The sequence below is a fragment of the Streptomyces sp. NPDC005070 genome (assembly GCF_053600395.1).
The window spans coordinates 1-22,696 of sequence record NZ_JBSFZS010000012.1 but is presented as its reverse complement, the minus strand read 5'-3'; the positions used below and the strand labels follow the sequence as shown (position 1 = coordinate 22,696).

The following is a 22,696-nucleotide window of genomic DNA, read 5'->3' as shown; positions in this document are numbered from 1 at the left end:
GGCGCTCATGCGCGCAGAGGTTAGGTTGGGGGCCGGCAGAAGGAGGAGCACGGCCAGGTGGAGCGCAGAACGATCGGGGCCGCGGCGCTCGATGTGGGGGCGGTCGGACTCGGATGCATGCCGATGAGCTGGGCTTACACCGGGTCGCACCAGCGTGGCGAGGAGTCGCTGCGCGCGGTGAACGCGGCACTGGACCGGGGGTCGACCCTGCTCGACACGGCCGACATGTACGGGCCGTTCACCAATGAGCTGCTCCTGGGGCGCGTCCTGAAGGAACGGCGCGCCGAGGCCTTCGTGTCGACCAAGGTCGGTCTGCTGGTGGGCGACCAGCACCTCGTGGCCAACGGCCGCCCCGGCTATGTGAAACGGGCGTGCGACGCGTCGCTGCGCCGGCTCCAGACGGATGTGATCGACCTCTACCAGCTTCACCGCGCGGACCCGGAAGTGCCGGTCGAGGAGACGTGGGGCGCGATGGCCGAGCTCGTCGCGGCCGGAAAGGTCCGCTCGCTCGGGCTGTGCGCCGTGGGTGCCGGGTCCGGCCGCCGGGCGGGGGCGCGGCTGCACGACGGAACGATTCGGCTGCTGGAACGGGTGCAGCAGGTCTTCCCGGTGAGCACCGTGCAGGCCGAGCTGTCGGTGTGGTCGGCGGAGGCGCTGGACGCGCTGCTGCCGTGGTGTGCGGCGCGCGGGGTCGGGTTCCTCGCCGCGATGCCGCTCGGCAACGGCTTCCTGACCGGGACGCTGACCCCCGGCGAGGGCTTCGAGCCCGACGACGCACGGGCCCGCCATCCACGCTTCACCGCGGAGATGATGGCCGCGAACCAGCCCATCGTCGTCGGTCTGCGGCGCGTCGCGCGGCGGCACGGGGGCGGCGCCCGTCCCGTCACGCCCGCGCAGGTGGCGCTGGCGTGGGTCCTGGCGCAGGGTCCGCACGTCGTCCCGGTGCCGGGGGCCAAGCGGGAGCGCTGGGTCGCGGAGAACGCGGGGGCGGCCGGACTGCGGCTGACGGCACAGGATCTCGCCGAGGTGGCGGCGCTGCCGGGGGCGCTGGGATCCTGGGACTGAGCGGCGCTTCCGGAGCCCGGCTCGGATCTCCCGGCCGGGACCGGGAACCCGGGGAACGCGAGCGGTGTATGAACAGGGAGACCGCCGCGTCGAAGGGACCCTGATGGTGCAAGTTCGAGCAGTGACAGTCGTGTTGGCCGCGAGCATGCTTCTGGGGACGGCCGGCTGTTCCTCCGGCGAGGGGGGAAGCACGGCCGGCTCGGGCACGTCGCCCGGCATCGGGGGCGGGGCGTCCCACGCGTCCTCCGCCCCGAGCGCCACCGCCGGGCCGACGCCGCCCGCGAAGGGCTCGGTGCGGGTCCTGCGCACCGTCACCGAGAACCTGGACACTCCCTGGGGCCTCGCGCCGCTGGCCGACGGCGGTCTGCTGGTGTCCTCGCGGGACAAGGGGACGATCACCCGGATCGACGAGAAGACCGGCGCGAAGACGCTGCTGGGCGAGGTTCCCGGGGTGGCCCCGGCCGGCGAGGGCGGCCTCCTCGGCATCGCGCTCTCGCCCGACTACGCCTCCGACCACATGATCTACGCCTACCTGACCACGGCCTCCGACAACCGCATCGTCCGCATGCTGTACGACGAGCGGAAGCCGTCCGGCGAGCAGCTCGGGGCGCCGGACACGATCTTCAAGGGCATCCCCAAGGGCGTGATCCACAACGGTGGCCGGATCGCCTTCGGTCCGGACAGGATGCTCTACGCGGGCGCCGGTGAGACGGGTGACCGGGGCCTGGCCCAGGACAAGAAGTCGCTCGGCGGGAAGATCCTGCGCATGACGCCGGAGGGCGAGCCCGCGCCGGGCAATCCGTTCCCCGACTCGGTCGTGTACTCGTACGGGCACCGCAACGTCCAGGGTCTCGCCTGGGACGACAAACAGCGGCTGTGGGCCTCGGAGTTCGGCCAGGACACCTGGGACGAGCTGAACCAGATCAAGCCCGGCGACAACTACGGCTGGCCGGTGGTGGAAGGGATCAGCCACAACTCGGCGTACCACGATCCGATCGTCCAGTGGAAGACCGACGAGGCCTCCCCGAGCGGGATCGCCTACGCCGAGGGGTCCCTGTGGATGGCGGCCCTCAGGGGCGAACGTCTGTGGCGCATCCCGTTGAACGGCACCGAGGCGTCCGCGGCGCCCGAGGCCTTCCTGACGGGCAGGTACGGCCGCCTTCGCACCGTCGTCTCCGCGGGCGGCGACAGGCTCTGGCTGACGACGAGCGAGACCGACGGCCGCGGCACCCCCGTGAAGGGCGACGACCGGCTCCTGGAGCTGGAGGTGAAGTAGGACGGCGGGCCGGGGGCGACCGCGGTGCTCCCTCGGCCCGGTCTCCCGCGTGCGGGGCCCTCAGCCGGCCGCTCGGGCGGCCGGGCCGTCCGGTGGGAAGAGCCGCAGCCGGTGGGCCAGTGCGGCCGCCTCGCCCCGTCCCGAGACGTCCAGCTTGGCCAGGATGTTCGAGACGTGCACGCTGGCCGTCTTCGGGGAGATGAAGAGTTCCTCGGCGATCTGGCGGTTGCTGCGGCCGGCGGCGACCAGGCGCAGGACATCGCGCTCGCGGCTGGTCAGGCCGAACGCGGCCGCGGGGTCGGCGGGAGCCGTCCGGGGCGGCTCGGACCTGTGCTCCAGGGTGATGCGGGCACGCTGGGCGAGCAGCGCGACGGCGTCGGCGAGCGGACGGGCCCCGAGGTGCCCCGCGACGGCGCCGGCCAGCCGCAGGAGTTCCGCGGCGCGGCCTCGCTCGTCGTCGTCCGCGCCCGTGAGCAGCAGGGACTCGGCGAGACGGAGCCGGACCCGGGCGAGGTCGTAGGGGCGCTCCAGGGGTTCGACGGCGGCGACCACCTCGGACCACTGGCCGGGGCTGCTCGCGCCGTCGGCCCGCCGGAGTTCGGCGCGCAGCCATTCGGCGTGGGCGCTCCAGACGGGCGCTCCGGTGGCCAGGGTCCGCGCGGCCGTGCGGACGCGGTCCAGCGCGGGGGCGCGGCCCGGGGCGGCGACGGGCAGGCCGCGGGCGTCGGCCTCCGCGGTGACGGCGGCCAGCAGCAGCGGCCAGGCGTAGCGCTGGGTGCCGGGCGGGAAGCCCGCGGCCAGGGCCTCCTCCAGGGCGGTGCGGGCGTCGAGGAAGCGGCCCTCGCCCGCGGCGATGCCGATGGTGGTGCACAGCAGCGGCAGGGAGTGCTGGGGCATCGGGTCATGGGTGCCGAAGTGACCCCGGGCAGACGTCAGTTGACGTCCCGCCTCGATGAGGTCCCCGCGGGCCAGGGCCACGGGCGCGAGCCGGGTGGCGCCCACCCCGGACGCCTTGCCGCCGAGCCCGATGGCCAGGGCGCTGCGGGCGGCCTCGGCGGCCTCGTCCCAGCGGCCGAGCGCGTACAGCGATTCGGAGAGGTTCCCCCAGACCCAGGCCTGGGTGTCCAACAGGCCGTTCCTGCAGGCGAGTTCTATGCCCTCGCGCAGGACGGCGACGGCCTCCCGGGAGCGGCCGACCGATTCCAGGTGGGAGGGCAGGTTGATGTGCAGACGGCCCACGACGTACGCGGCGCCCTGGCGGTTGGCCCGCTCCTTGACCCGGTACATCTCCGCGAGCCCGGCCTCGGTCTCCCCCGCGTCGACCATCAGGCCGCCGAGGGTGAGCCGGGCGTTCAGCTCGGTGTCCTGGGCGCCCACCATGTGCGCGTACTCCACGGCGCGTTCGGCCGCGGAGAGGGCGCCGTGGCCCGGCTGGTGCACCATGCACCAGGCGGCGACCATGGACAGGACCTCGGCGTGCACCTGGGAGGGCGGCAGACCACGCACCAGCTCCTGGGCGGTGGCGAGTTCCTTCCACCCGTTGCCGCGGACCTGCGCCTGTACGAGCCGGGAGCGCTGGATCCAGAACCAGGCGGCGCGCAGCGGGTCGCCCTCGTCCTCCAGGAGGTGCAGCGCCCGTTTGGTCGTCTTCAGGGCGCGTTCGCGTTCCCCGCACAGCCGGCCGGCCACGGCGGCCTCGGCCATGAGGTCCAGGTAACTCAGCGGTGTGGTCGCGCAGTCGGGGCCGGCCGGGGTCTCTCCGTGGCCGTCGGGCAGCGGAGGTGGGTAGGCCTCCACGTAGTCGATGGGCCGCAGTTCGGCCCGTACGGTGTCGGGGACCGCCTCCCACAGTTCCATCGCCCGTTCCAGGAGCCGCAGTTGCTCGGAGTGGGCGTGCCGGCGACGGGCCTCCACCGAGGCGTCGAGGACGGTGGGCAGGGCCTTGGCGGCGTCGTGGGCGTGGTACCAGTAGCTGGCCAGCCGGGTGACGCGTTCGTCGGCCGGTACGAGCGCCGGGTCGGCTTCCAGGGCCTCGGCGTAGCGGCGGTTGAAGCGGGAGCGCTCGCCGGGCAGCAGGTCGTCGCTGACGGCCTCGCGGACCAGGGAGTGGCGGAAGCGGTAGCCGTCGCCGCCGGGCGTGGCGATCAGGATGTTGGCGCCGACACAGGCTCGCAGGGCCTCGATGAGGTCGTCCTCGGCGAGCCGTGCCACGGCGGCGAGCAGGGGGTACTCGACGGTGCTGCCGCCCTCGGCGACGATCCGGGCGACCCGCTGGGCGCTTTCGGGCAGTCCTTCGACGCGGACGAGGAGCAGGTCGCGCAGGGTGTCGGTGAGTCCGGTGCGACAGCCTTCGCGGGCGGCGACGGCGAGTTCCTCGACGAAGAACGCGTTGCCGTCGGAGCGGGCGAAGATCTCGTCGGCCTGGGCGGTGTCGGGTTCGCGGGCGATGATTCCGGCGATCTGACGGCCGACCTCCGCCCGGTTGAAGCGGCTCAGCTCGATGCGGCGGACCGTGCGCAGACGGTCGAGTTCGGCGAGCAGGGGGCGCAGCGGATGACGGCGGTGGATGTCGTCGGCGCGGTAGGTGGCGATCACGACGAGGCGGCCGCTGCGCAGCGTGCGGAAGAGGTAGGCGAGCAGATGGCGGGTGGAGGCGTCGGCCCAGTGCAGGTCCTCGAGGACGACGACGACCGTGCGGTCCGCGGCGACGCGTTCCAGCAGGCGGGCGGTGAGCTCGAAGAGGCGGGCCATGCCGTCCTCCTCGTACTGCCGTCCCGGGGTCGTCCGGGCGAGCTCGGGGAGGAGGCGGGCGAGTTCCTCCTCCTGTCCGGCGGCCGCGGCGGCGAGTTCGTCGGGCAGGGCGCGGCGCAGGGCGCGCAGGGCGGTGGAGAAGGGGGCGAAGGGGAGGCCGTCGGCGCCGATCTCGACGCAGCCGCCGGAGGCGACGACGGCGCCCTCGCGGGTGGCGGCGCCGGAGAACTCCTCCAGGAAGCGGGTCTTGCCGACACCGGCCTCGCCGCCGAGCAGGAACGCCTGTGGCTCTCCCCCGGCGGCGGCGCGGGCGAGCGCGTCGTTCAACACGCCCAGTTCGTCGGCGCGTCCGACGAACACGGGGCTGACGGACCTGGTCTCCACGGGCCCGAGCATGGCACAGGGGTCCGACAGGGGGGCACCCGTCGCCGGGACGGCGATCAGTGCCCCGCCCGCCGGACGGCCCGTGGACGGTGGGTGCGGGACGGCCGCCGCGCGGTGGCCGTCCCGCACAGCCTGTGGACGGCCGGATGGCGCTCGGCCGTCCACAGGCGGCCCGCTGTTCACGCGGTGCGGGCCGACCGGTGCCGGCGGGGGCGGTCGCTATGGGCCCGTTCGGTGTCGCCCTGTGCGGACTGCCGGGCGGCGCGGCGGGCGGCCCGGCGGCCGCCGGCGGCCTCCTTGGCGAGCCGGTAGGTCTGGGCCCTGCGGATCATTTCCTCGGACCGGATCTGCTGGAGCTCGAACTCGAACATCTCGTACCCCTCGTGAAGCGTCGGTTTCGGTCTCGCTTGTTCGCGATGCCTCAACCTTCGTCTCCCAGGGGGGTGCGCCACATCGGGAGAGTTCCGCATCTTGGGAGCGCGAAGGGCCTTAGGGCGGCGGCTGGTTTCCCGTGCCGGCCCTAAGGCCCCTCTGAGGTGTCGGTTCGTCGGTGGTGCCGGGTCGCGGGCCTCAGCTCGTGGAGGGCAGTCCGAGGAGGATGTCGGAGTACTTGGCGACCGCGAGCACCAGGCCCACGACGCCGAGGGAGACGCCCGCCCAGGCGACGGACTTGATCCAGGCGGCCTGCGGCTTCCCGGGGGCGCCGAAGGCGGGCCGGACCAGCACCACGACACCGACGATCAGCGCGACCAGCGCGAAGAGGCCGCCGACCAGCGCGGTGGCCGCCCAGGCGTCCCCGTAGACCTCCTTGACCTGCGTGGCCACGCTCGCGGTCGACGAGGTCTCGAGCTGGCCGATCAGGGTCTCGCGGGCGGCCGCCACGGTGGAGACCCAGCTCCCGGTCAGCGACACCAGGCCGAGTGCGGCGGACACCACGGCGGCGGCACCCTGGCCGACACCGCCGTCCCGTCCCGTCCCGGCGTCCTCGAGGGCGGCCAGGTCCTCGCCGGCCTCGTCCTGCGCGTCCGGGTCCTCGCCGGCCTCGTCCCGCTCCTGGGCGTCGGCCGAGGTCCGGGCCTCGGTCCCTTCGTCCGTGGACGCCTCGGCCGCGTCGGCCTTGGTGACGTCCACGGTCCGCTCGTCGCGCTGCGCCTCTGTACCGGTCTCGGCCCCGGTCTCGTCAACTGTCTTGGTTCCCATGCGGGCACCGTACGGACGCTGTCTGAGAGCTTCCTTAATGATCCGCGGGGGCGGTGTCCGCGCGTGCGGCACGCCACTCGGGGGCGAGCACGGACCACACCTCGAGGTCGTGCCGGACCCCGTGATGGGGGTGCTTGCCGCGGAGCACGCCGTCCCGGCTCAGGCCGAGCCGCCGGGCCACGTTCAGGCTCGGGACGTTGCCCGCGGCGGCGACCCACTCGACGCGGTGGATCCCCCGCTCCTCGACCGCCCAGTCGATGAGGATCCGCATCGCGCGGGTGACCAGACCGCGCCCGGCGGCGGCGGGTTCCAGCCAGCAGCCGACCTCGCAGTTGCCCTGGACCGCGTCGAAGTTCAGGAAGAGCACACCGCCCACGAGCTTCCCGTCCAGCCACAGGCCGTGCAGGGACCCGGTGTCGGCGCAGCGCATGTCCGCGTAGCGCTGGAGCTGCGCCCGCGCGGACGGCACGTCCGTGGACCGGGCCCCGAAGGGGATGAACTGCCCGATGAACTCGCGTCCGCGGTCCAGGTGCGCGAGGAACTCCTCGGCGTGCCAGGGCTCCAGGGGCCGCAGTTCCGCTCCGTCGTCGCCCAGGGATATCGCGTACATCCCGTCACCGCTCCTTCGTCGTCACGTCCTGCCCCCCGGCGTCCGGCATCCTGAGGTCCAGCGCCTCGATGTCGGCCGCCGCGTGGCCCAGTACGTCCGCCGCCTCGGCGTCCGTGGCCTCGGCCAGCCTCTCATGCGCGGCCCGGCATTCGGGCGGCTCGATGCTGATGCGCGGCAGTCGCTTGTCGAGCGCCTTGGGCAGCCACCAGTTGGCGTCGCCGAGCAGGTGCATGAGGGCGGGGACGAGGAGCGTGCGCAGGACGAAGGCGTCCAGGGCGACGGCGGCGGCCAGGGCGATGCCGAACATCGCGATCACGCGGTCGCCGCTGAGCACGAAGGCGAGGAAGACCGAGATCATGATGACGGCGGCGGAGTTGATCACCCGGCTGGTCTCGGCGAGGCCGACGCGTACGGCACGCCGGTTGTCACCGGTCTCCAGCCACTCCTCGTACATCCGGCTCACCAGGAAGACCTGGTAGTCCATGGACAGCCCGAAGAGCACCGACACCATGATCACGGGCAGGAACGGCTCGATCGGGCCCGCGCGGCCGAGGCCGAGCAGCTCGCTCCCCCAGCCCCACTGGAAGATCGCGACGACGACTCCGAAGGCCGCGGCGACGGCGGCGATGTTCATGACCGCGGCCTTGAGCGGGATGCCGATCGAACGGAACGCGAGCAGCAGCAGGACACAGCCGAGGCTGATCACGACACCGACGAAGAGCGGGAGCTTGCCGATGATGACGTCCGCGAAGTCGTCGTAGCTCGCCGTCACACCACCGACCTGTACGTCGAGGGAGGTGCCCGACTCGGCGCGCGGCAGGACGTCGGTGCGCAGCCGGTCGACGAGATCGCTGGTCTTCTGGGACTGCGGCGCGGAGTCCGGGACGACGGTGAGGAAGGCGGTGTCACCGACGCCGTTGTACGTCACCGGGGTCGCCGAGGCGACGCCCTCGGTGGACCGCAGGGTGGCGTCCAGGTTGTCCAGGGCGAGCCTGTCCTCGGCGCCGCCGACCTTGGTGACGAGGGTCAGGGGCCCGTTCACACCGGGACCGAAGCCCTCCGAGACGAGGTCGTACGCCTGCCGGGTGGTCGTCGTCCTCGGGTCGTTGCCCTGGTCGGACGTGCCCAGGTGGAGGGAGAGCGTGGGGAGGGCGAGCACGGCCATCACGACGACGGCCACGACGCCGAGCAGCTTGGGGTGGCGTTCCACGAAGGCGGACCAGCGGGCGGCGAACCCGGTGGCCATCTCCGGCTCGGGCCCGTGCTCCTCCAGCCGCCGCCGCTCGCGGCGGCTGAGCGCGCGGGGACCGATGAAGGAGAGCAGCGCGGGCAGCAGGGTCACGGAGGCCGCGACGGTGAGCACGACGGTCAGGGAGGCGGCGATCGCCACACCGTTGAGGAAGCTGAGCCGCAGGATGAGCATGCCCAGCAGGGCGATGCAGACGGTGGCGCCGGCGAAGACGACCGCGCGCCCGGTGGTGGCCACGGCGTTCTGCGCCGCCTCGGCCACCGGCAGTCCGCGTTTGAGGCCGCGCCGGTGTCTGGTCACGATGAACAGCGCGTAGTCGATCCCGACCCCGAGGCCCACCAGCATGCCGAGCATGGGGGCGAAGTCGGCCACGGTCATGACGTGTCCGAGGAGCACGATGCCGAAGTACGCCGTGCCCACGCCGACCAGGGCGGTGGCGATGGGCAGCATGGAGGCGGCGAGCGAGCCGAAGGCGAGGAAGAGGACCACGGCGGCGACGGCCACGCCGACGATCTCGGCCGTGTGTCCGCCGGACGGCTTGGTCAGGGAGATCGCGGTGCCGCCCAGCTCGACGTCGAGTCCCTTGGCCTCGGCGTCCTTGGCGGCGTCGACGACGGCCTGGACCTCGCCCTTGTCGAGGTCCTCGGCCCGGTCGGCGAAGGTGATGGTCGCGTACGCCGTCCGGCCGTCCTGGCTGATCCCGCCGTCGGCGCCCGTCCGGCCCGATCCCTCGTGCGTGTAAGGGCTGTCGACGGAGGCCACTCCGGGGAGCTTCTCGATCTTGTCCAGGGCCCGGGTCATCGACTGCTCGACGTCGGCGGAGCGGACCGTGCCCGAGCCGGTGTGCCAGACGACGGTGTCGCTGTCGCCGCCGAGCCCGGGGAAGCCGCTGTTCAGGAGCTGCGTCGCGCGGCCCGACTCCGTGCCGGGGACTTCGTAGTCGTTGGAGTACGCGGAGCCCGTCGCGGCCGCGGCCGCGGTCACACCGCCGAAGGCCAGAAGCCAGAGGAGGACGGTGATGAGGCGATGCCGGACGCACCACCGAGCAAGGGCTGCCACGAGCGAGCTCCCTGGGGGGATTTGTGGATCTTTATCGGGAACTGCCCGCAAAGAACACATGACTAATGCGTCATCACTCTTGCAGCATGAACTGATCATTTGTCGCGTTCGTGGGCTTACTCACAAGGCTGCGTCCCATGTCACAGGGAATACGCGTGGCCTCGGTCACCCCGCCCGCCACACCTCAGTCCAACTGGTCACCCACAGCCATGACCATCACTCCGGCGATCATCAGCCACAGGGCCCGCCGGGTGCGGCCCTTGGCCCCGAGCATCGACGCACCGGCGCACAGGACGGCTCCCGAGGCGTAGGAGAGGGGTATGAGCGCGCTTCCCGAGCCGCCGGCGCGCATCACCGACGCGGCGAGTCCGGCGACGGTCAGCAGGACTCCGGTGCCGATCGCGGTCCAGCGCGCCCGGCGTGCCTCCGGATCCTCGTCGCCGTCCTCGTCCCCGTCCTCGTCCTCCGGATCCAGGCCCTCGTCCTCCGGCTCCGGCTTCGCGGAGTCGGGGTCCTCGCGGCCGTCGTGGTCCTCGCGGCCGTCGTGGTCCTCGCGGCCGTCGGGGTCCTGCGGCGTACCGTCCACCGTCCCGGTCGTGCGGTCGTGTGTCTCCGTCGTGCCGTCGTGCGCCTCGGTCGTACCGTCGTGCGTCTCGCTGGTGCCGTCGTGTGTCTCGGAGTCGGTGCTTCCACTCATGGCGCGGGAGCGTAGCGCGTTGACCTGAGCACGCCGACACAGACCCCAGGGGGTGCGCCGGTCGCGGCGCACCCCCTGGGATGTGGGAAAACCCGGATCTCAGCCTTCGGAGACGCCCAGCTTCTCCAGGATGAGCTCCTTGACGCGAGCGGCGTCGGCCTGGCCGCGGGTGGCCTTCATGACCGCGCCGACGAGCGCGCCGACGGCCTGGACCTTGCCGCCACGGATCTTGTCGGCGATGCCCGGGTTCCCGGCGATGGCCTCGTCGACGGCGGCGGTCAGCGCGCCCTCGTCCGAGACGACCTTCAGGCCGCGCTTGTCGACGACCTCGTCCGGGGTGCCCTCGCCGGCGAGGACGCCCTCGATGACCTGACGGGCCAGCTTGTCGTTCAGATCGCCGGCGGCGACCAGCTCGGACACCCGGGCGACCTGGACCGGGGTGATCGGCAGGTCCTCCAGGGCCGTGCCCGACTCGTTGGCGCTGCGGGCCAGCTCGCCCATCCACCACTTGCGGGCGGAGGTGGAGTCGGCACCGGCCTCGATCGTCGCGACGATCGAGTCGATGGCGCCGGCGTTGAGCATCGACTGCATGTCGTGGGCGTTGACATCCCACTCCTCGCGCAGCCGGTTGCGGCGGGCCAGCGGCTGCTCGGGCAGTACGGCGCGCAGCTCCTCGACCCACTCACGGGACGGGGCGACGGGGACGAGGTCGGGCTCCGGGAAGTACCGGTAGTCCTCGGCCTCCTCCTTCACGCGGCCCGAGGTCGTGGACCCCGTGTCCTCGTGGAAGTGACGGGTCTCCTGGATGATCGTGCCGCCGGCGTTCAGCACCGCGGCGTGGCGCTGGATCTCGAAGCGGGCGGCACGCTCGACGGAACGCAGGGAGTTGACGTTCTTCGTCTCGGAGCGCGTGCCGAACTTCTCGCGGCCGTGCGGGCGCAGCGAGAGGTTCACGTCGCAGCGCATCTGGCCCTGCTCCATACGGGCCTCGGAGACACCGAGCGCCTTGATGAGCTCGCGCAGCTCGGCGACGTACGCCTTGGCGACCTCGGGAGCACGCTCGCCCGCGCCCTCGATCGGCTTGGTGACGATCTCGATGAGCGGGATGCCCGCCCGGTTGTAGTCGAGCAGCGAGTGGGACGCGCCGTGGATACGGCCGGTGGCGCCGCCGACGTGCAGCGACTTGCCGGTGTCCTCCTCCATGTGGGCGCGCTCGATCTCCACGCGGAAGACCTCGCCGTCCTCGAGCTGGACGTCCAGATAGCCGTTGAAGGCGATCGGCTCGTCGTACTGCGAGGTCTGGAAGTTCTTAGGCATGTCCGGATAGAAGTAGTTCTTCCGGGCGAAGCGGCACCATTCGGCGATCTCGCAGTGCAGCGCGAGGCCGATCTTGATGGCGGACTCGACCCCGGTCGCGTTGACGACCGGGAGGGCGCCGGGCATGCCGAGGCAGGTCGGGCACGTCTGCGAGTTGGGCTCGGCGCCCAGCTCGGTCGAGCAGCCGCAGAACATCTTCGTCTTGGTGCCGAGTTCGACATGGACTTCGAGGCCCATGACGGGGTCGTACGACGCGAGCGCGTCCTCGTACGACACCAGGTCGATCGTGGTGGTCACGGTGAAAACTTCCCTCTCAGCCCAGCAGGACGTCGTCGTCGCCCAGGCGCTTGAGCTCCCGGTAGAGGATGGCGAGGCCGGTGACGATGGCGGCGGCGGACACGGCCGCGTCGATGAGGCGCAGCGTGTCGTTCTCCGTGCGGGCCCTCTTGACCTGCTTCGCGACACCGAGGGCACCGAACGCCGTGCCCGCCATGGACAGATACGTGCCGGACTTGGACTTCTTGAAACCCTTGGCCTTGGACATTGCCTTGCTCACAGCGACGGAGCCTCCTCAAGCAGCGGGTGGCCCCACTTTTCCACGAAGGCGGCCTCGACGGCGGCTCCGACCTTGTAAAGGCGGTCGTCCTTCAGCGCCGGGGCGATGATCTGCAGACCCACCGGGAGGTTGTCCTCGGGGGCGAGACCACAGGGCAGCGACATGGCGGAGTTGCCGGCCAGGTTGGTCGGGATGGTGCACAGGTCCGCGAGGTACATCGCCATCGGGTCGTCGGCGCGCTCGCCGATCGGGAAGGCGGTGGTGGGCGTCGTCGGCGAGACGATCACGTCGACCTGCTCGAACGCCTTCTCGAAGTCGCGCGTGATGAGCGTACGGACCTTCTGGGCGCTGCCGTAGTACGCGTCGTAGTAGCCGGAGCTGAGCGCGTACGTGCCGAGCATGACGCGGCGCTTGACCTCGGGGCCGAAGCCGGCCTCGCGGGTGAGGGCGGTGACGTCCTCGGCGGAGCGCGTGCCGTCGTCGCCCGTGCGCAGGCCGTAGCGCAGGCCGTCGAAGCGGGCGAGGTTGCTCGAACACTCGGACGGGGCGATCAGGTAGTACGCGGAGAGCGCCAGGTCGAAGGACGGGCAGTCCAGCTCGACGATCTCGGCGCCGAGCTCCTTGAGCATCACGACGGCCTCGTCGAAGCGCTGCACGACACCGGCCTGGTAGCCCTCGCCGCGGAACTGCTTGACGACACCGACGCGCATGCCGGAGACGCTGCCGTTGCGGGCGGCCTCGACGACCGGCGGGACCGGGGCGTCGATGGAGGTCGAGTCGAGCGGGTCGTGCCCGGCGATGACCTCGTGGAGCAGGGCCGCGTCCAGGACCGTACGGGCGCAGGGGCCGCCCTGGTCGAGGGAGCTGGAGAACGCCACCATGCCGTAGCGGGAGACCGCGCCGTACGTGGGCTTGACGCCGACCGTGCCGGTGACGGCGGCCGGCTGGCGGATGGAACCGCCGGTGTCGGTGCCGATGGCGAGGGGCGCCTGGTAGGAGGCGAGGGCCGCGGAGGAGCCGCCGCCGGAGCCGCCGGGGATCCGGGTGAGGTCCCAGGGGTTGCCGGTCGGGCCGTACGCGCTGTTCTCGGTGGAAGACCCCATGGCGAACTCGTCCATGTTGGTCTTGCCGAGGATGACGACGTCGGCGGCCTTGAGCCGCTTGGTGAGGGTCGCGTCGTACGGCGGGATCCAGCCTTCGAGGATCTTCGAGCCGACGGTGGTCGGGATGCCCTCGGTCGTGAAGATGTCCTTCAGCGCGAGCGGGACGCCGGCGAGCGGGCCGAGCTTCTCGCCGGCCTCCCGCTTCGCGTCCACGGCACGGGCCTGGGCGAGGGCGCCCTCACGGTCGACGTGCAGGAAGGCGTGCACCTTCTCGTCGACGGCCTCGATGCGGGCGAGATGGGCCTCGGTGACCTCGACGGCGGTCAGTTCGCCCGCCGCGATCTTCCCGGCGATCTCGGCCGCGGTGAGCTTGATGATGTTGACGTTGGTGTCCGTCATGGTGATTAGTCCTCCCCCAGGATCTGCGGCACCTTGAAACGCTGCTGCTCCTGGGCCGGGGCGCCGGAGAGCGCCTGCTCGGGGGTGAGCGACGGACGGACCTCGTCCACGCGCATGACGTTCGTCAGCGGCAGCGGATGAGAGGTCGGCGGTACGTCTTGGTCGGCGACCTCGCTGACGCGGGCGACCGCGCCGATGATGTCGTCGAGCTGGCCTGCGAAGTGGTCGAGCTCTTCGCCCTTCAGCTCCAGACGCGCCAGCCGTGCGAGGTGGGCGACCTCCTCGCGCGTGATGCCAGGCATGCAGCGATCCTCTGGGGTGAGTGCGTGTGGTGTGGCCCAATCCTATGGGGCCCGGGCCCATGCCCGCGCCCGGGTTTGCCGTGGGGACACCTACGACCCCGGCCAAACCGCCTCTCCGGCCTGCGGCCGGCTGTCTCCCGCCCACGCACCACCCGTGACCGCCTCCGAACGGCTGAACTCTCCCCGGGGGTGCCCCACCATCGGCGACCGCCGGGCCCGTGAGGCGAATCCACGGCGCAGCCAGGGACGCCGACGGCGGGACGGCCGAACGGGAGAGCCTGGCTTGTCGGATGACGGCGAACGGGTGGCGCGTGGGTGGGAGACACCCGGCCGGAGGCCGGTGACGAGGGCCGCTACTCCGCTGCCGGCAGCGCGGCCCGCGGCCGCTGCCACCCGCGGGCCCCCCGGGCGAGCAGCCACGCCGTCGCCTCGTCGGGCGGCATCGCCGCGGCGACGAGCCACCCCTGGACGGCGTCACACCCCAGATCCCGCAACCGCTCCCACGTCTCGTCGTCCTCGACGCCCTCCGCCACGACGAGAAGCCCCAGCGAATGCGCGAGGTCGACGGTGCACCGCACGATCTCGGCGTCCTCGGCGTCCACGGCGAGCCGTGCGACGAACGAACGGTCGATCTTCAGCTCGCTGACCGGCAGCCGGCGCAGATGGACCAGGGAGGAGTACCCGGTGCCGAAGTCGTCCAGCGACATCTTCACGCCGTGCCCGGTGAGCGCCGCGAGGGTGTCGGCGGCACGCTGCGGGTCCTCCAGGAGCACATGCTCCGTTATCTCCAGTTGGAGCGCTCCCGCGGGAACTCCGTGCCGGGCGAGACGGGCTGCGACGGCGCCCGCGAACCCCGGGGTGTGCACGTCGCGCGGCGACACGTTCACCGCGACCGGCACGTACAGCCCCTGTGCCCGCCAGCGCGCGACCTGCCCGAGGGCGGTCTCCAGGACGTACTCGGTGAGGTGCGGCATCAGCCCGGACGACTCGGCGATGGCGATGAACTCGTCCGGCGGCACCTTGCCGCGCTCGGGATGCACCCAGCGCACCAGCGCCTCGAGCCCGGCCACCTGCCCGTCGAAGCGGACCTTGGGCTGGTAGTGCAGTTCGACGTCACCGGTGTCCAGGGCCCGGCGCAGATCGCCCAGCAGGCCGAGCCGGTCGGGGGTGTTGGAGTCCCGCTTGGACTCGTACACCTCGACGCCCGTGCGGTCCCGCTTCGCCTGGTACATCGCGATGTCGGCCAGACGCAGCAGCCCCTCCGCGTCGAGCGCGTGGTCGGGGAAGACGGAGAGCCCGGCGCTGGCCTCCAGGACGAGGGTGAGTCCGTCCAGGTCGAGCGGCGAGCCGAGGGTGGCGACCAGATTGCGGGCGACCCGCGTGGCCGACGTGGTGGAGTCCACGACCGGCAGTAACACGGCGAACTCGTCACCGCCGAGCCGCGCGGCCTCCGCCCCGCGCGGCAGTGCCAGCCGCAGCCTCTCGGCTATCTGGAGGAGCAGCCGGTCACCGGCGAGGTGCCCCAGCGTGTCGTTCACCGAACGGAAGCGGTCCAGGTCGATGAGCACGAGGGCGGAGCGCACGCCGATGCGCTCGGCGTCGTCGAGGGCCGTCCAGGTGCGCTCCAGCAGCCACTGACGGTTCGGCAGCCCGGTCAGCGGATCGCGCAGTTGCTCCTCGGCCCGGGCTCGGGCTATCCACAGGGTGGAGTCGAGGGCGATCAGCGGGATCGAGAACAGGGGCAGCAGCGGCGGCTGGGCCATCGCGACGACACAGATCAGCGGTGCGATGCCGAGCAGGGCCACGGCGACGAGCCCGTGTCTGACCAGGGCCGTACGGGCGACGGTGGGCAGGCCCCCACGCGGCGTGTTCAGGTACCAGAGCAGGGCGCGGGTGACGGCGAGATAGGCGCCGGCGACCAGCACGACCTGGGGGGCGGCGTAGAACGTCCAGGTGTCGGGGGCCCAGGGCGTCTCGACGCTGGGGAACCGTCCGAACGACGCGAGGACCAGGGCTCCGGCGCCGATGCCGAGGATGTCGACGGCGCCGTGCACGACGCCTTGGCGCCAGCGGTCGCGCCGGGCCGTGCCCACCAGGACGACGACCGTGAGGCTGACCATGCCGGCCGGGACCCAGCCGTACAGCAGCAGGACCGCGAGGGTGAGCGCGGCGCCAGAACCGGTGCCGCCCCACCAGCGGGCACGGCCGAGGGCGACCAGGTGACCGACGATGACGCCGGTCAGCAGGGCCAGCGCCCAGCCGACGGCGCCGCACGGGAAGAGGGCGTGATGACCGCTGAACGCCCGGTAGAAGCCCGCGCCCAGGACGAACGCGGCCGTCGCCACGACCGCCGAGGGCAGCGTCGGCCAGGACAGATGGCGCTCGGGGTCCTGGCCGGGCAGGCCGGTGCCGGGGTCGGCGGTGAGAGCGCCGGGGACGACGGGGACGGGGAGCGGCGCGGCGCCGAGCCCGCTCCGGGCGGCGCGTTCCGACTGCCGTCCCGTCCGCAGGCCGGTCAGCCACGCGCCGGTCGTCCGGCGCGGGCGCAGCCGTGAGTCGGGAGCGGCGCTCTCGGTCGGTTCCATTCCCGTCCCTCTCACTGCCGGCGGTGCCGACGCCACACGATCCGTTGCCGGCGACAGCCGCCAACGGTGAGCCTCGGAAAACCCTTCCCCCGGCTCACGCGGAGTCGAGGATGCGCCGGCCGCGGCCGGGCACGGCAGGCGCACACGTCAACAGTAGGCCGCGGAAGGCTTCCACGGGCAGCGGTCGTCGACGGTTGCCCGAATGCGACCTGGTCACCCGCATCTCACCGATTTGCGCCGAACGGGTGGTCTTCGACGCCTATTCCTCGATCGGAAGCGCGACGTCCGCCGCCGCGTCCGGACCCTGCCCCAACAGGACGGCGAAGCCCTCCTCGTTCAGGACCGGAACCTTCAACTGCATCGCTTTGTCATACTTCGAGCCGGGATTGTCGCCCACCACGACGAAGGACGTCTTCTTCGAGACCGAGCCGGTCACCTTTGCTCCACGGCTCTGCAGCTCCTCCTTCGCCCCGTCCCGCGTGTGGTGTTCGAGCGTGCCCGTGACCACGACCGTGAGGCCTTCGAGCGGCCGCGGCCCCTCGTCCTCCCCCGCGCCCTCGTCCTCCATCCGGACGCCGGCCGCCTTCCACTTGCGGATGATCTCGCGATGCCAGTCCTCGGCGAACCATTCCTTGAGCGAGGCGGCGATGATCGCCCCGACGCCCTCGGTGGTGGCGAGCTCCTCCTCGGTGGCCGCCTCGATGCGCTCCACGGACCGGAACTCCCGGGCCAGCGCCTCGGCCGCGACCGGGCCGACGTGACGGATCGACAGGCCGGTCAGCACACGCGCGAGCGGGCGCTCCTTGGCGGCGGCGATGTTCTCCAGCATGGCAAGCGCGTTCTTCCTGGGCTCGCCCTGCTGGTTGGCGAAGACCGTGGCGATCTTCTCCTCGCCGGTCTTCGGATCGCGCTTGGGCAGACCGCTGTCCTGGTCGAGGACGTACGCCTTGATGGGCAGCAGCCGCTCGATCGTGAGGTCGAAGAGGTCGCTCTCGTCCTTCAGCGGCGGGTCGGACGGCTCCAGCGGCTTGGTGAGGGCCGCCGCCGCCACGTACCCGAAGTGCTCGATGTCCAGCGCCTTGCGTCCCGCGAGGTAGAACAGCCGCTCGCGCAACTGGGCGGGGCAGCCCCGGGCGTTCGGGCAGCGCAGGTCGACGTCGGCCTCCTTCATGGGCCGCAGCGCCGTACCGCACTCGGGGCACTCGGCCGGCATCACGAACTCCCGCTCGCTGCCGTCGCGCAGGTCGGCGACCGGTCCGAGGATCTCGGGGATGACGTCACCGGCCTTGCGCAGCACCACCGTGTCCCCGATGAGGACGCCCTTGGCCTTCACCACGTCCTGGTTGTGCAGGGTGGCGAACTCGACCTCGGAACCCGCGACCGTGACCGGCTCGACCTGCGCGTACGGGGTGACCCTGCCCGTACGGCCCACGCCCACACGGATGTTGACGAGCTTGGTGTTGACCTCCTCGGGCGCGTACTTCCAGGCGATGGCCCAGCGGGGTGCGCGCGCTGTGGAGCCGAGCCGGCCCTGGAGGGGGATCTCGTCGAGCTTGACGACCACGCCGTCGATCTCGTGCTCCACGGAGTGGCGGTTCTCCCCGTAGAACGCGATGAACTCCCGTACGCCGTCGAGGTCGTCGACCACCTTCGCGTACCGCGTGGTCGGCAGTCCCCAGGAGTGCAGCAGGCCGTAGGCCTCGGAGAGCCGGCCGAGGCCCTCGAACCCCTCCAGGGCGCCGATGCCGTGGACGACCATGTGGAGCGGCCGGGTCGCCGTGACGCGCGGGTCCTTCTGCCGCAGCGAACCGGCCGCCGCGTTGCGGGGGTTGGCGAAGGGCTTGTCGCCCGCCGCCACCAGCCGGGCGTTGAGCTCCTCGAACTTCTCCATCGGGAAGTAGACCTCGCCGCGGATCTCCACGAGGTCGGGGACGTGGTCGCCGGTCAGACGGTCCGGGATCTCCGTGATCGTACGGACGTTGGGCGTGATGTCCTCGCCCGTACGGCCGTCGCCGCGGGTCGCCGCGCGCGTGAGACGGCCGCGTTCGTACGTGAGGTTGACGGCGAGACCGTCGACCTTCAGCTCGCACAGGAAGTGGTGGTCGGAGGCGCCCACGTCCTTGGCCACGCGCTCGGCCCACGCGGCCAGTTCCAGGTCGGTGAAGGCGTTGTCGAGCGACAGCATGCGCTGCCGGTGCTGGACGGAGGTGAATTCCGTGGCGTACGCGCCCGCGACCTTCTGGGTCGGCGAGTCCGGTGTCCGCAGCTCGGAATACTCCTCCTCCAGCGCCTCCAGGGACCGCAGCAGCGTGTCGAACTCCGCGTCGCTGACGACCGGGGCGTCCTTCACGTAGTACCGGAAGCGGTGCTCCTCGACCTGCTCGGCGAGCTGCGCGTGCCGCTCCCGTGCCTCGGCGGGTACCGATGTGGGCTCTGCGTGCTGTTCGCCGGCCACCGTTGTGTCCTCCCGTTACTCTGGGTTGTCCGCGAGGGATCTCGCCGCCCGGACGCAGTGGGCCAGCGCCCTGCGCGCGAAGTCCGGGGAGGCCCCCGCGAGTCCGCACGACGGAGTGAGCGTGACCGCCTCCGCGAGAAGACCCGGCCGCAGCCCCAGCCTGCGCCACAGCGTCCTGACACCCATGACGCTACCGGCAGGGTCCGACAACGGGACGTCCACGCCGGGGACGACACCGGCGAACAGACGGGTACCGCCCTCGACCGCTTCCCCGATCGCGTCGTCGTCACGCTCGGTGAGGAGGGAGAAGTCGAACGAGATCGCCGCCGCGCCCGCCCGGCGCAGCAGGGCGAAGGGGACGTCCGGAGCGCACGTGTGGACGACGACGGGGCCGCCGCCGTTCGCCGCGACGACGTCCCGGAGGGTGGCCTCGGCGATCTGACGGTCGACCGCGCGGTGGGTGCGGTAGCCGCTGGCCGTCGGCACCCGGCCGCGGAGCACGGCGACCAGGGAGGGTTCGTCGAGCTGCAGGACGATCTCGGCCCCCGGGATCCGCCGGCGGACCTCGTCGAGGTGGAGACGCAGTCCCTCGGTGAGCGAGCCGGCGAGGTCGCGGCAGGCGCCGGGGTCGGAGAGGGCGGACTCGCCGTTCCTCAGCTCCAGGGAGGCGGCCAGCGTCCAGGGACCGACGGCCTGCACCTTGAGGGGGCCCTCGTACCCCTGGGTGAACTCCTCCAGGGCGTCGAGGTCCTCCCCCAGCCACGACCTGGCCCGCTTGGTGTCCCGGCCCGGCCGGTCCCCGAAGCGCCAACCGCTGGGCTCCACGCGCGCGTACAGCTCGACGAGCATCCCCGCGGTCCGGCCGATCATGTCCGCCCCGGGCCCGCGTGCGGGCAGTTCGGCGAGGAAGGGGAAGTCCTCGAAGGAACCGGTGACGGTCTTGGCGGCCTCCCGCGCGTCACCGCCCGGCATGGACCCGACCCCGGTGGCGGGACCGAACCTGAACTCGCTTTTTTCGCTCACCCCGGAAGCCTACGGAATCCCGCGCGGAGGTCAGCCTCCCGGGCGCACCGTCAGGTCGTTGACCTCCGCGTCGCGGGGCAGGTCGAGCGCCATCACGATCGTCGTGGCCACCGACTCGGGGTCGATCCACTTCGAGGCGTCGTACTCCTTGCCCTCCTGCTGGTGCACCTTGGCCTGCATGGGGCTGGCGGTGCGCCCCGGGTAGACGGAGGTCACCCGGACGCCGGCCGCGTGCTCCTCGTGGCGCAGGGAGTCGGCGAGGGCCTTCAGTCCGTGCTTGGAGGCGGCGTAGGCGGACCAGTCGGCGTGGGCGTTCAGACCGGCTCCGGAGTTCACGAAGACCACGTGCCCCTGGGCGAGGCGGAGCTGGGGCAGGAAGTGGCGGGTGAGCTCGGCGGGGGCGATGAGGTTGACGTTGAGCTGGTGGCGCCAGGACTTCGGGGTCAGTTCGCCGACCGGGCCGAGGTCGACCACGCCCGCGATGTGCAGCAGGGAGTCGACGCCGCCGGGGAGCGTCTGGTGCGAGAACGCCCAGGAGAGCTTGTCGGGGTCCGCGAGGTCGCCGACCAGGGTCTTCGCCCCGGGGAACGCGGCGGCCAGTTCCTTCGCCCGGCCGGCGTCGCGCGCGTGGAGCACGAGTTCGTCCCCGCGCGCGTGCAGACGGCGGGCGACGGCCGCGCCGATGCCGGAACCGGCCCCGGTGATCACATGTGTAGCCATGGACGCCATGCTCGCATCACCGGGCGCCGGTCTCGAACCGCCTGCCCGGCACCTCGGCGGGTGCCGGTCTCGTACTGCCCGCGAACACCTCAGCGGATGCCGGCGCTCTCCTCCAGGTAGGCCAGTGCCCCCACCGGTTCGTCGGCGAAGAACACCAGGTCGGTGAGGGGGCGCGGCAGGAAGCCCTCGGTGTCCATCCGCCGGAACTGCTCCTTGAGGCCGTCGTAGAAGCCGGCCGTGTTCAGCAGGACCACCGGCTTCTCGGTCTTCCCGTGCTTCTTCAGCTCCAGGATCTCGGTCGCCTCGTCGAGGGTGCCGGTGCCGCCGACCATGACGACCACCGCGTCGGCCTTCGCCAGGAGCAGCGCCTTGCGCTCGGCCAGGTCACGGGCGACGACCATCTCGTCGGCGCCCGGGCGGGCCCTATCGGACAGGAAGTCCACGGAGACGCCCACCAGCCGTCCGCCCGCCTGCTGCACCCCGTCGGCGACGACCTTCATCAGTCCGACGTCGGAACCGCCCCACACGAGGGTGTGGCCGCCCTTTCCGAGGAGTTCGGCGAACTCCCGGGCGGGGCGTGTGTAGCGGTCGTCGAGGTCGGCGGCGGAGAGGAAGACGCAGATGTTCATGGCTTCACCGTACGCGGGAACGAATCGGGGCCCGCGAGCGCTTTCCCTGTATGGCTGAAGGACACACGATCACCATCGAGCAGGGCACGCGGCAGGTCCGCGTCGTGCACGGCGGCCAGGTCCTGGCGGAGAGCGACCGCCCCCTGGTGCTGCGCGAGACGGGCTGTCCGGTGCGCTACTACCTCCCGCCCGAGGACGTCCGCCTGGACCTGCTGACGCCCTCCGACACCCACACGTACTGCCCGTTCAAGGGCACCGCGTCCTACTGGTCGCGTCCCGGCGCGGCCGATCTCGTGTGGGCCTATCCGGATCCCAAGCCCGATGTCGCCGAGATCAAGGACCACCTGTGCTTCTACGAGGTCGACGTGTCCTGAGATCCGGGCGGGCGGACGCGGGCGTGGTGACGCGATGAGTTTCCGGACTGCGGGCAGTCTGTGGAGACATGGACAAGAAGACCATCTCGCGCGACGGGACACCCATCGCGTACGAACGCCACGGTGACGGCCCGACGGTCGTCCTGGTGGGCGGCGCCATGTGCACCGGCGCCACACTCGAGCCCCTCGCCGAGGCACTCTCGGACCGCTTCGGCGCCGTCACCTACGACCGGCGGGGCCGCGGCGACAGCGGCGACACGGCACCCTTCGCGGTGGCCCGGGAGATCGAGGACATCGCGGCGCTGATCGGGGCCTTCGGGGGCAGCGCGGCGCTCTACGGCATCTCGTCGGGCGGCGCGCTGGCCCTGGAGGCGGCCATGAGCGGGCTGCCCGTCCGCGAAGTCGCCGTCTACGAGACGCCGTTCGCCGTCGACGACGTCGCGGGCAAGCAGCGGGCCGAGTACACCGAACGGCTGACGGAACTGCTCGGACAGGACCGGCGCGGCGACGCGGTCGAGCTGTTCCTGACCCTCGTGGGCACGCCCCCGGAGATGATCGCCGGGGTGCGCATGTCCCACGCCTGGCCCGGCATGGAGGCCATCGCGCCGACCCTCGCGTACGACGACGCCGCGCTGGGCGCGAACCGGGTGCCGCGCGAACGGCTGGCCGCGCTCTCGCTGCCCCTGCTGTCCATCGCGGGCGACGCGAGCCCCGCGTGGATGCGCGAGGCGGCGCGGAACATCGCGGAGGCGGCGCCGAACGGGTCGTACCGCACGCTGGAGGGGCAGACCCACATGGTGGATCCCCGGGCGCTGGCGCCGGTGCTGGCGGAGTTCTTCGGCGCGGGCGGCTAGGCGATCGCGACGGGACGAGATCCCTCGCCCGGTCCCTGACGTGCCCGAACGCGCCTGGCGTGCCCGACCGCGCCGGTCGGGCAGGCCG

The 22,696-nt window shown here is 72.1% G+C and carries 19 protein-coding genes; 4 read left to right on the top strand and 15 right to left on the bottom strand.

Translation table 11 applies throughout. The features are described from left to right. The first annotated feature begins 57 nt into the window (after positions 1 to 57). Positions 58 to 1,065, top strand: a complete 1,008-nt coding sequence (locus ACWEBX_RS06490; protein ID WP_451883783.1) for an aldo/keto reductase — start codon at positions 58 to 60, stop codon at positions 1,063 to 1,065. A gap of 103 nt (positions 1,066 to 1,168) precedes the next feature. Then, positions 1,169 to 2,341, top strand: a complete 1,173-nt coding sequence (locus ACWEBX_RS06485; RefSeq protein WP_451883782.1) for a PQQ-dependent sugar dehydrogenase — start codon at positions 1,169 to 1,171, stop codon at positions 2,339 to 2,341. Between the two features lie 60 nt (positions 2,342 to 2,401). Here ACWEBX_RS06485 and ACWEBX_RS06480 read toward each other — a convergent pair whose 3' ends face one another. The 15 genes from ACWEBX_RS06480 to ACWEBX_RS06410 all read right to left on the bottom strand — a co-directional run bounded on the left by ACWEBX_RS06480 (position 2,402) and on the right by ACWEBX_RS06410 (position 21,380). Next, on the bottom strand, positions 2,402 to 5,488 hold the full coding sequence (locus ACWEBX_RS06480; protein ID WP_451883781.1) for a helix-turn-helix transcriptional regulator: 3,087 nt from the start codon (positions 5,486 to 5,488) through the stop codon (positions 2,402 to 2,404). A gap of 167 nt (positions 5,489 to 5,655) precedes the next feature. Then, on the bottom strand, positions 5,656 to 5,847 hold the full coding sequence (locus ACWEBX_RS06475) for a hypothetical protein (protein WP_451883780.1): 192 nt from the start codon (positions 5,845 to 5,847) through the stop codon (positions 5,656 to 5,658). Positions 5,848 to 6,046: 199 nt separating this feature from the next. After that, positions 6,047 to 6,676, bottom strand: a complete 630-nt coding sequence (locus ACWEBX_RS06470) for a hypothetical protein (RefSeq protein WP_451883779.1) — start codon at positions 6,674 to 6,676, stop codon at positions 6,047 to 6,049. A gap of 34 nt (positions 6,677 to 6,710) precedes the next feature. Beyond that, on the bottom strand, positions 6,711 to 7,286 hold the full coding sequence (locus tag ACWEBX_RS06465) for a GNAT family N-acetyltransferase (RefSeq protein ID WP_451883778.1): 576 nt from the start codon (positions 7,284 to 7,286) through the stop codon (positions 6,711 to 6,713). Positions 7,287 to 7,290: 4 nt separating this feature from the next. After that, positions 7,291 to 9,594 (bottom strand): MMPL family transporter, encoded by a 2,304-nt coding sequence (locus tag ACWEBX_RS06460; RefSeq protein WP_451883777.1) that lies wholly within the window; start codon positions 9,592 to 9,594, stop codon positions 7,291 to 7,293. Positions 9,595 to 9,778: 184 nt separating this feature from the next. Then, a complete protein-coding gene (locus ACWEBX_RS06455) occupies positions 9,779 to 10,291 on the bottom strand; it encodes a hypothetical protein (protein WP_451883776.1) in 513 nt (170 codons plus the stop codon). A gap of 99 nt (positions 10,292 to 10,390) precedes the next feature. After that, positions 10,391 to 11,905, bottom strand: coding sequence for an Asp-tRNA(Asn)/Glu-tRNA(Gln) amidotransferase subunit GatB (gene gatB, locus ACWEBX_RS06450; RefSeq protein WP_451883775.1), 1,515 nt, complete (start codon positions 11,903 to 11,905; stop codon positions 10,391 to 10,393). Between the two features lie 16 nt (positions 11,906 to 11,921). After that, positions 11,922 to 12,152 carry a hypothetical protein gene (locus ACWEBX_RS06445; RefSeq protein ID WP_355767606.1) on the bottom strand — a complete coding sequence of 77 codons (231 nt, stop codon included), beginning with the start codon at positions 12,150 to 12,152 and terminating at the stop codon, positions 11,922 to 11,924. An 8-nt stretch (positions 12,153 to 12,160) separates the two neighbouring features. Next, positions 12,161 to 13,666: an Asp-tRNA(Asn)/Glu-tRNA(Gln) amidotransferase subunit GatA gene (gene gatA, locus ACWEBX_RS06440; protein ID WP_451883774.1), complete on the bottom strand. Its 1,506-nt coding sequence runs from the start codon at positions 13,664 to 13,666 to the stop codon at positions 12,161 to 12,163. Between the two features lie 5 nt (positions 13,667 to 13,671). Continuing rightward, the gene (gene gatC / locus ACWEBX_RS06435) at positions 13,672 to 13,968 is read right to left on the bottom strand and encodes an Asp-tRNA(Asn)/Glu-tRNA(Gln) amidotransferase subunit GatC (protein WP_037622623.1); all 297 of its coding nucleotides are present in this window, start codon (positions 13,966 to 13,968) and stop codon (positions 13,672 to 13,674) included. 353 nt (positions 13,969 to 14,321) lie between these two features. Further along, entirely contained in the window at positions 14,322 to 16,553 is a 2,232-nt protein-coding gene (locus tag ACWEBX_RS06430) for a putative bifunctional diguanylate cyclase/phosphodiesterase (RefSeq protein WP_451883773.1), read from the bottom strand. A 259-nt stretch (positions 16,554 to 16,812) separates the two neighbouring features. Next, entirely contained in the window at positions 16,813 to 19,008 is a 2,196-nt protein-coding gene (gene ligA, locus ACWEBX_RS06425; RefSeq protein WP_451883772.1) for an NAD-dependent DNA ligase LigA, read from the bottom strand. Positions 19,009 to 19,023: 15 nt separating this feature from the next. Further along, positions 19,024 to 20,031 carry a methionine synthase gene (locus tag ACWEBX_RS06420; RefSeq protein ID WP_451883771.1) on the bottom strand — a complete coding sequence of 336 codons (1,008 nt, stop codon included), beginning with the start codon at positions 20,029 to 20,031 and terminating at the stop codon, positions 19,024 to 19,026. A gap of 30 nt (positions 20,032 to 20,061) precedes the next feature. After that, positions 20,062 to 20,760, bottom strand: coding sequence for an SDR family oxidoreductase (locus tag ACWEBX_RS06415; protein ID WP_451883770.1), 699 nt, complete (start codon positions 20,758 to 20,760; stop codon positions 20,062 to 20,064). Positions 20,761 to 20,840: 80 nt separating this feature from the next. Next, positions 20,841 to 21,380, bottom strand: a complete 540-nt coding sequence (locus ACWEBX_RS06410; protein WP_451883769.1) for an LOG family protein — start codon at positions 21,378 to 21,380, stop codon at positions 20,841 to 20,843. 50 nt (positions 21,381 to 21,430) lie between these two features. Between ACWEBX_RS06410 and ACWEBX_RS06405 the strand changes: the two genes are divergently transcribed. Continuing rightward, positions 21,431 to 21,754: a DUF427 domain-containing protein gene (locus ACWEBX_RS06405; protein ID WP_451883768.1), complete on the top strand. Its 324-nt coding sequence runs from the start codon at positions 21,431 to 21,433 to the stop codon at positions 21,752 to 21,754. Between the two features lie 68 nt (positions 21,755 to 21,822). Continuing rightward, complete coding sequence (locus ACWEBX_RS06400) at positions 21,823 to 22,608, top strand: alpha/beta fold hydrolase (protein WP_451883767.1); 786 nt, start codon at positions 21,823 to 21,825, stop codon at positions 22,606 to 22,608. Positions 22,609 to 22,696: the final 88 nt, after the last annotated feature.

Bases quoted from the DNA above. Each gene is read 5' to 3' on its own strand.
- ACWEBX_RS06445 (WP_355767606.1), bottom strand. From the start codon at position 12,152: ATGTCCAAGGCCAAGGGTTTCAAGAAGTCCAAGTCCGGCACGTATCTG.
- ACWEBX_RS06475 (WP_451883780.1), bottom strand. From the start codon at position 5,847: ATGTTCGAGTTCGAGCTCCAGCAGATCCGGTCCGAGGAAATGATCCGC.
- ACWEBX_RS06455 (WP_451883776.1), bottom strand. From the start codon at position 10,291: ATGAGTGGAAGCACCGACTCCGAGACACACGACGGCACCAGCGAGACG.
- gatA (WP_451883774.1), bottom strand. From the start codon at position 13,666: ATGACGGACACCAACGTCAACATCATCAAGCTCACCGCGGCCGAGATC.
- ACWEBX_RS06485 (WP_451883782.1), top strand. From the start codon at position 1,169: ATGGTGCAAGTTCGAGCAGTGACAGTCGTGTTGGCCGCGAGCATGCTT.
- ACWEBX_RS06470 (WP_451883779.1), bottom strand. From the start codon at position 6,676: ATGGGAACCAAGACAGTTGACGAGACCGGGGCCGAGACCGGTACAGAG.
- ACWEBX_RS06415 (WP_451883770.1), bottom strand. From the start codon at position 20,760: ATGGCGTCCATGGCTACACATGTGATCACCGGGGCCGGTTCCGGCATC.
- ACWEBX_RS06480 (WP_451883781.1), bottom strand. From the start codon at position 5,488: ATGCTCGGGCCCGTGGAGACCAGGTCCGTCAGCCCCGTGTTCGTCGGA.
- ACWEBX_RS06465 (WP_451883778.1), bottom strand. From the start codon at position 7,286: ATGTACGCGATATCCCTGGGCGACGACGGAGCGGAACTGCGGCCCCTG.
- ACWEBX_RS06430 (WP_451883773.1), bottom strand. From the start codon at position 16,553: ATGGAACCGACCGAGAGCGCCGCTCCCGACTCACGGCTGCGCCCGCGC.
- ACWEBX_RS06410 (WP_451883769.1), bottom strand. From the start codon at position 21,380: ATGAACATCTGCGTCTTCCTCTCCGCCGCCGACCTCGACGACCGCTAC.
- ACWEBX_RS06400 (WP_451883767.1), top strand. From the start codon at position 21,823: ATGGACAAGAAGACCATCTCGCGCGACGGGACACCCATCGCGTACGAA.
- gatC (WP_037622623.1), bottom strand. From the start codon at position 13,968: ATGCCTGGCATCACGCGCGAGGAGGTCGCCCACCTCGCACGGCTGGCG.
- ACWEBX_RS06405 (WP_451883768.1), top strand. From the start codon at position 21,431: ATGGCTGAAGGACACACGATCACCATCGAGCAGGGCACGCGGCAGGTC.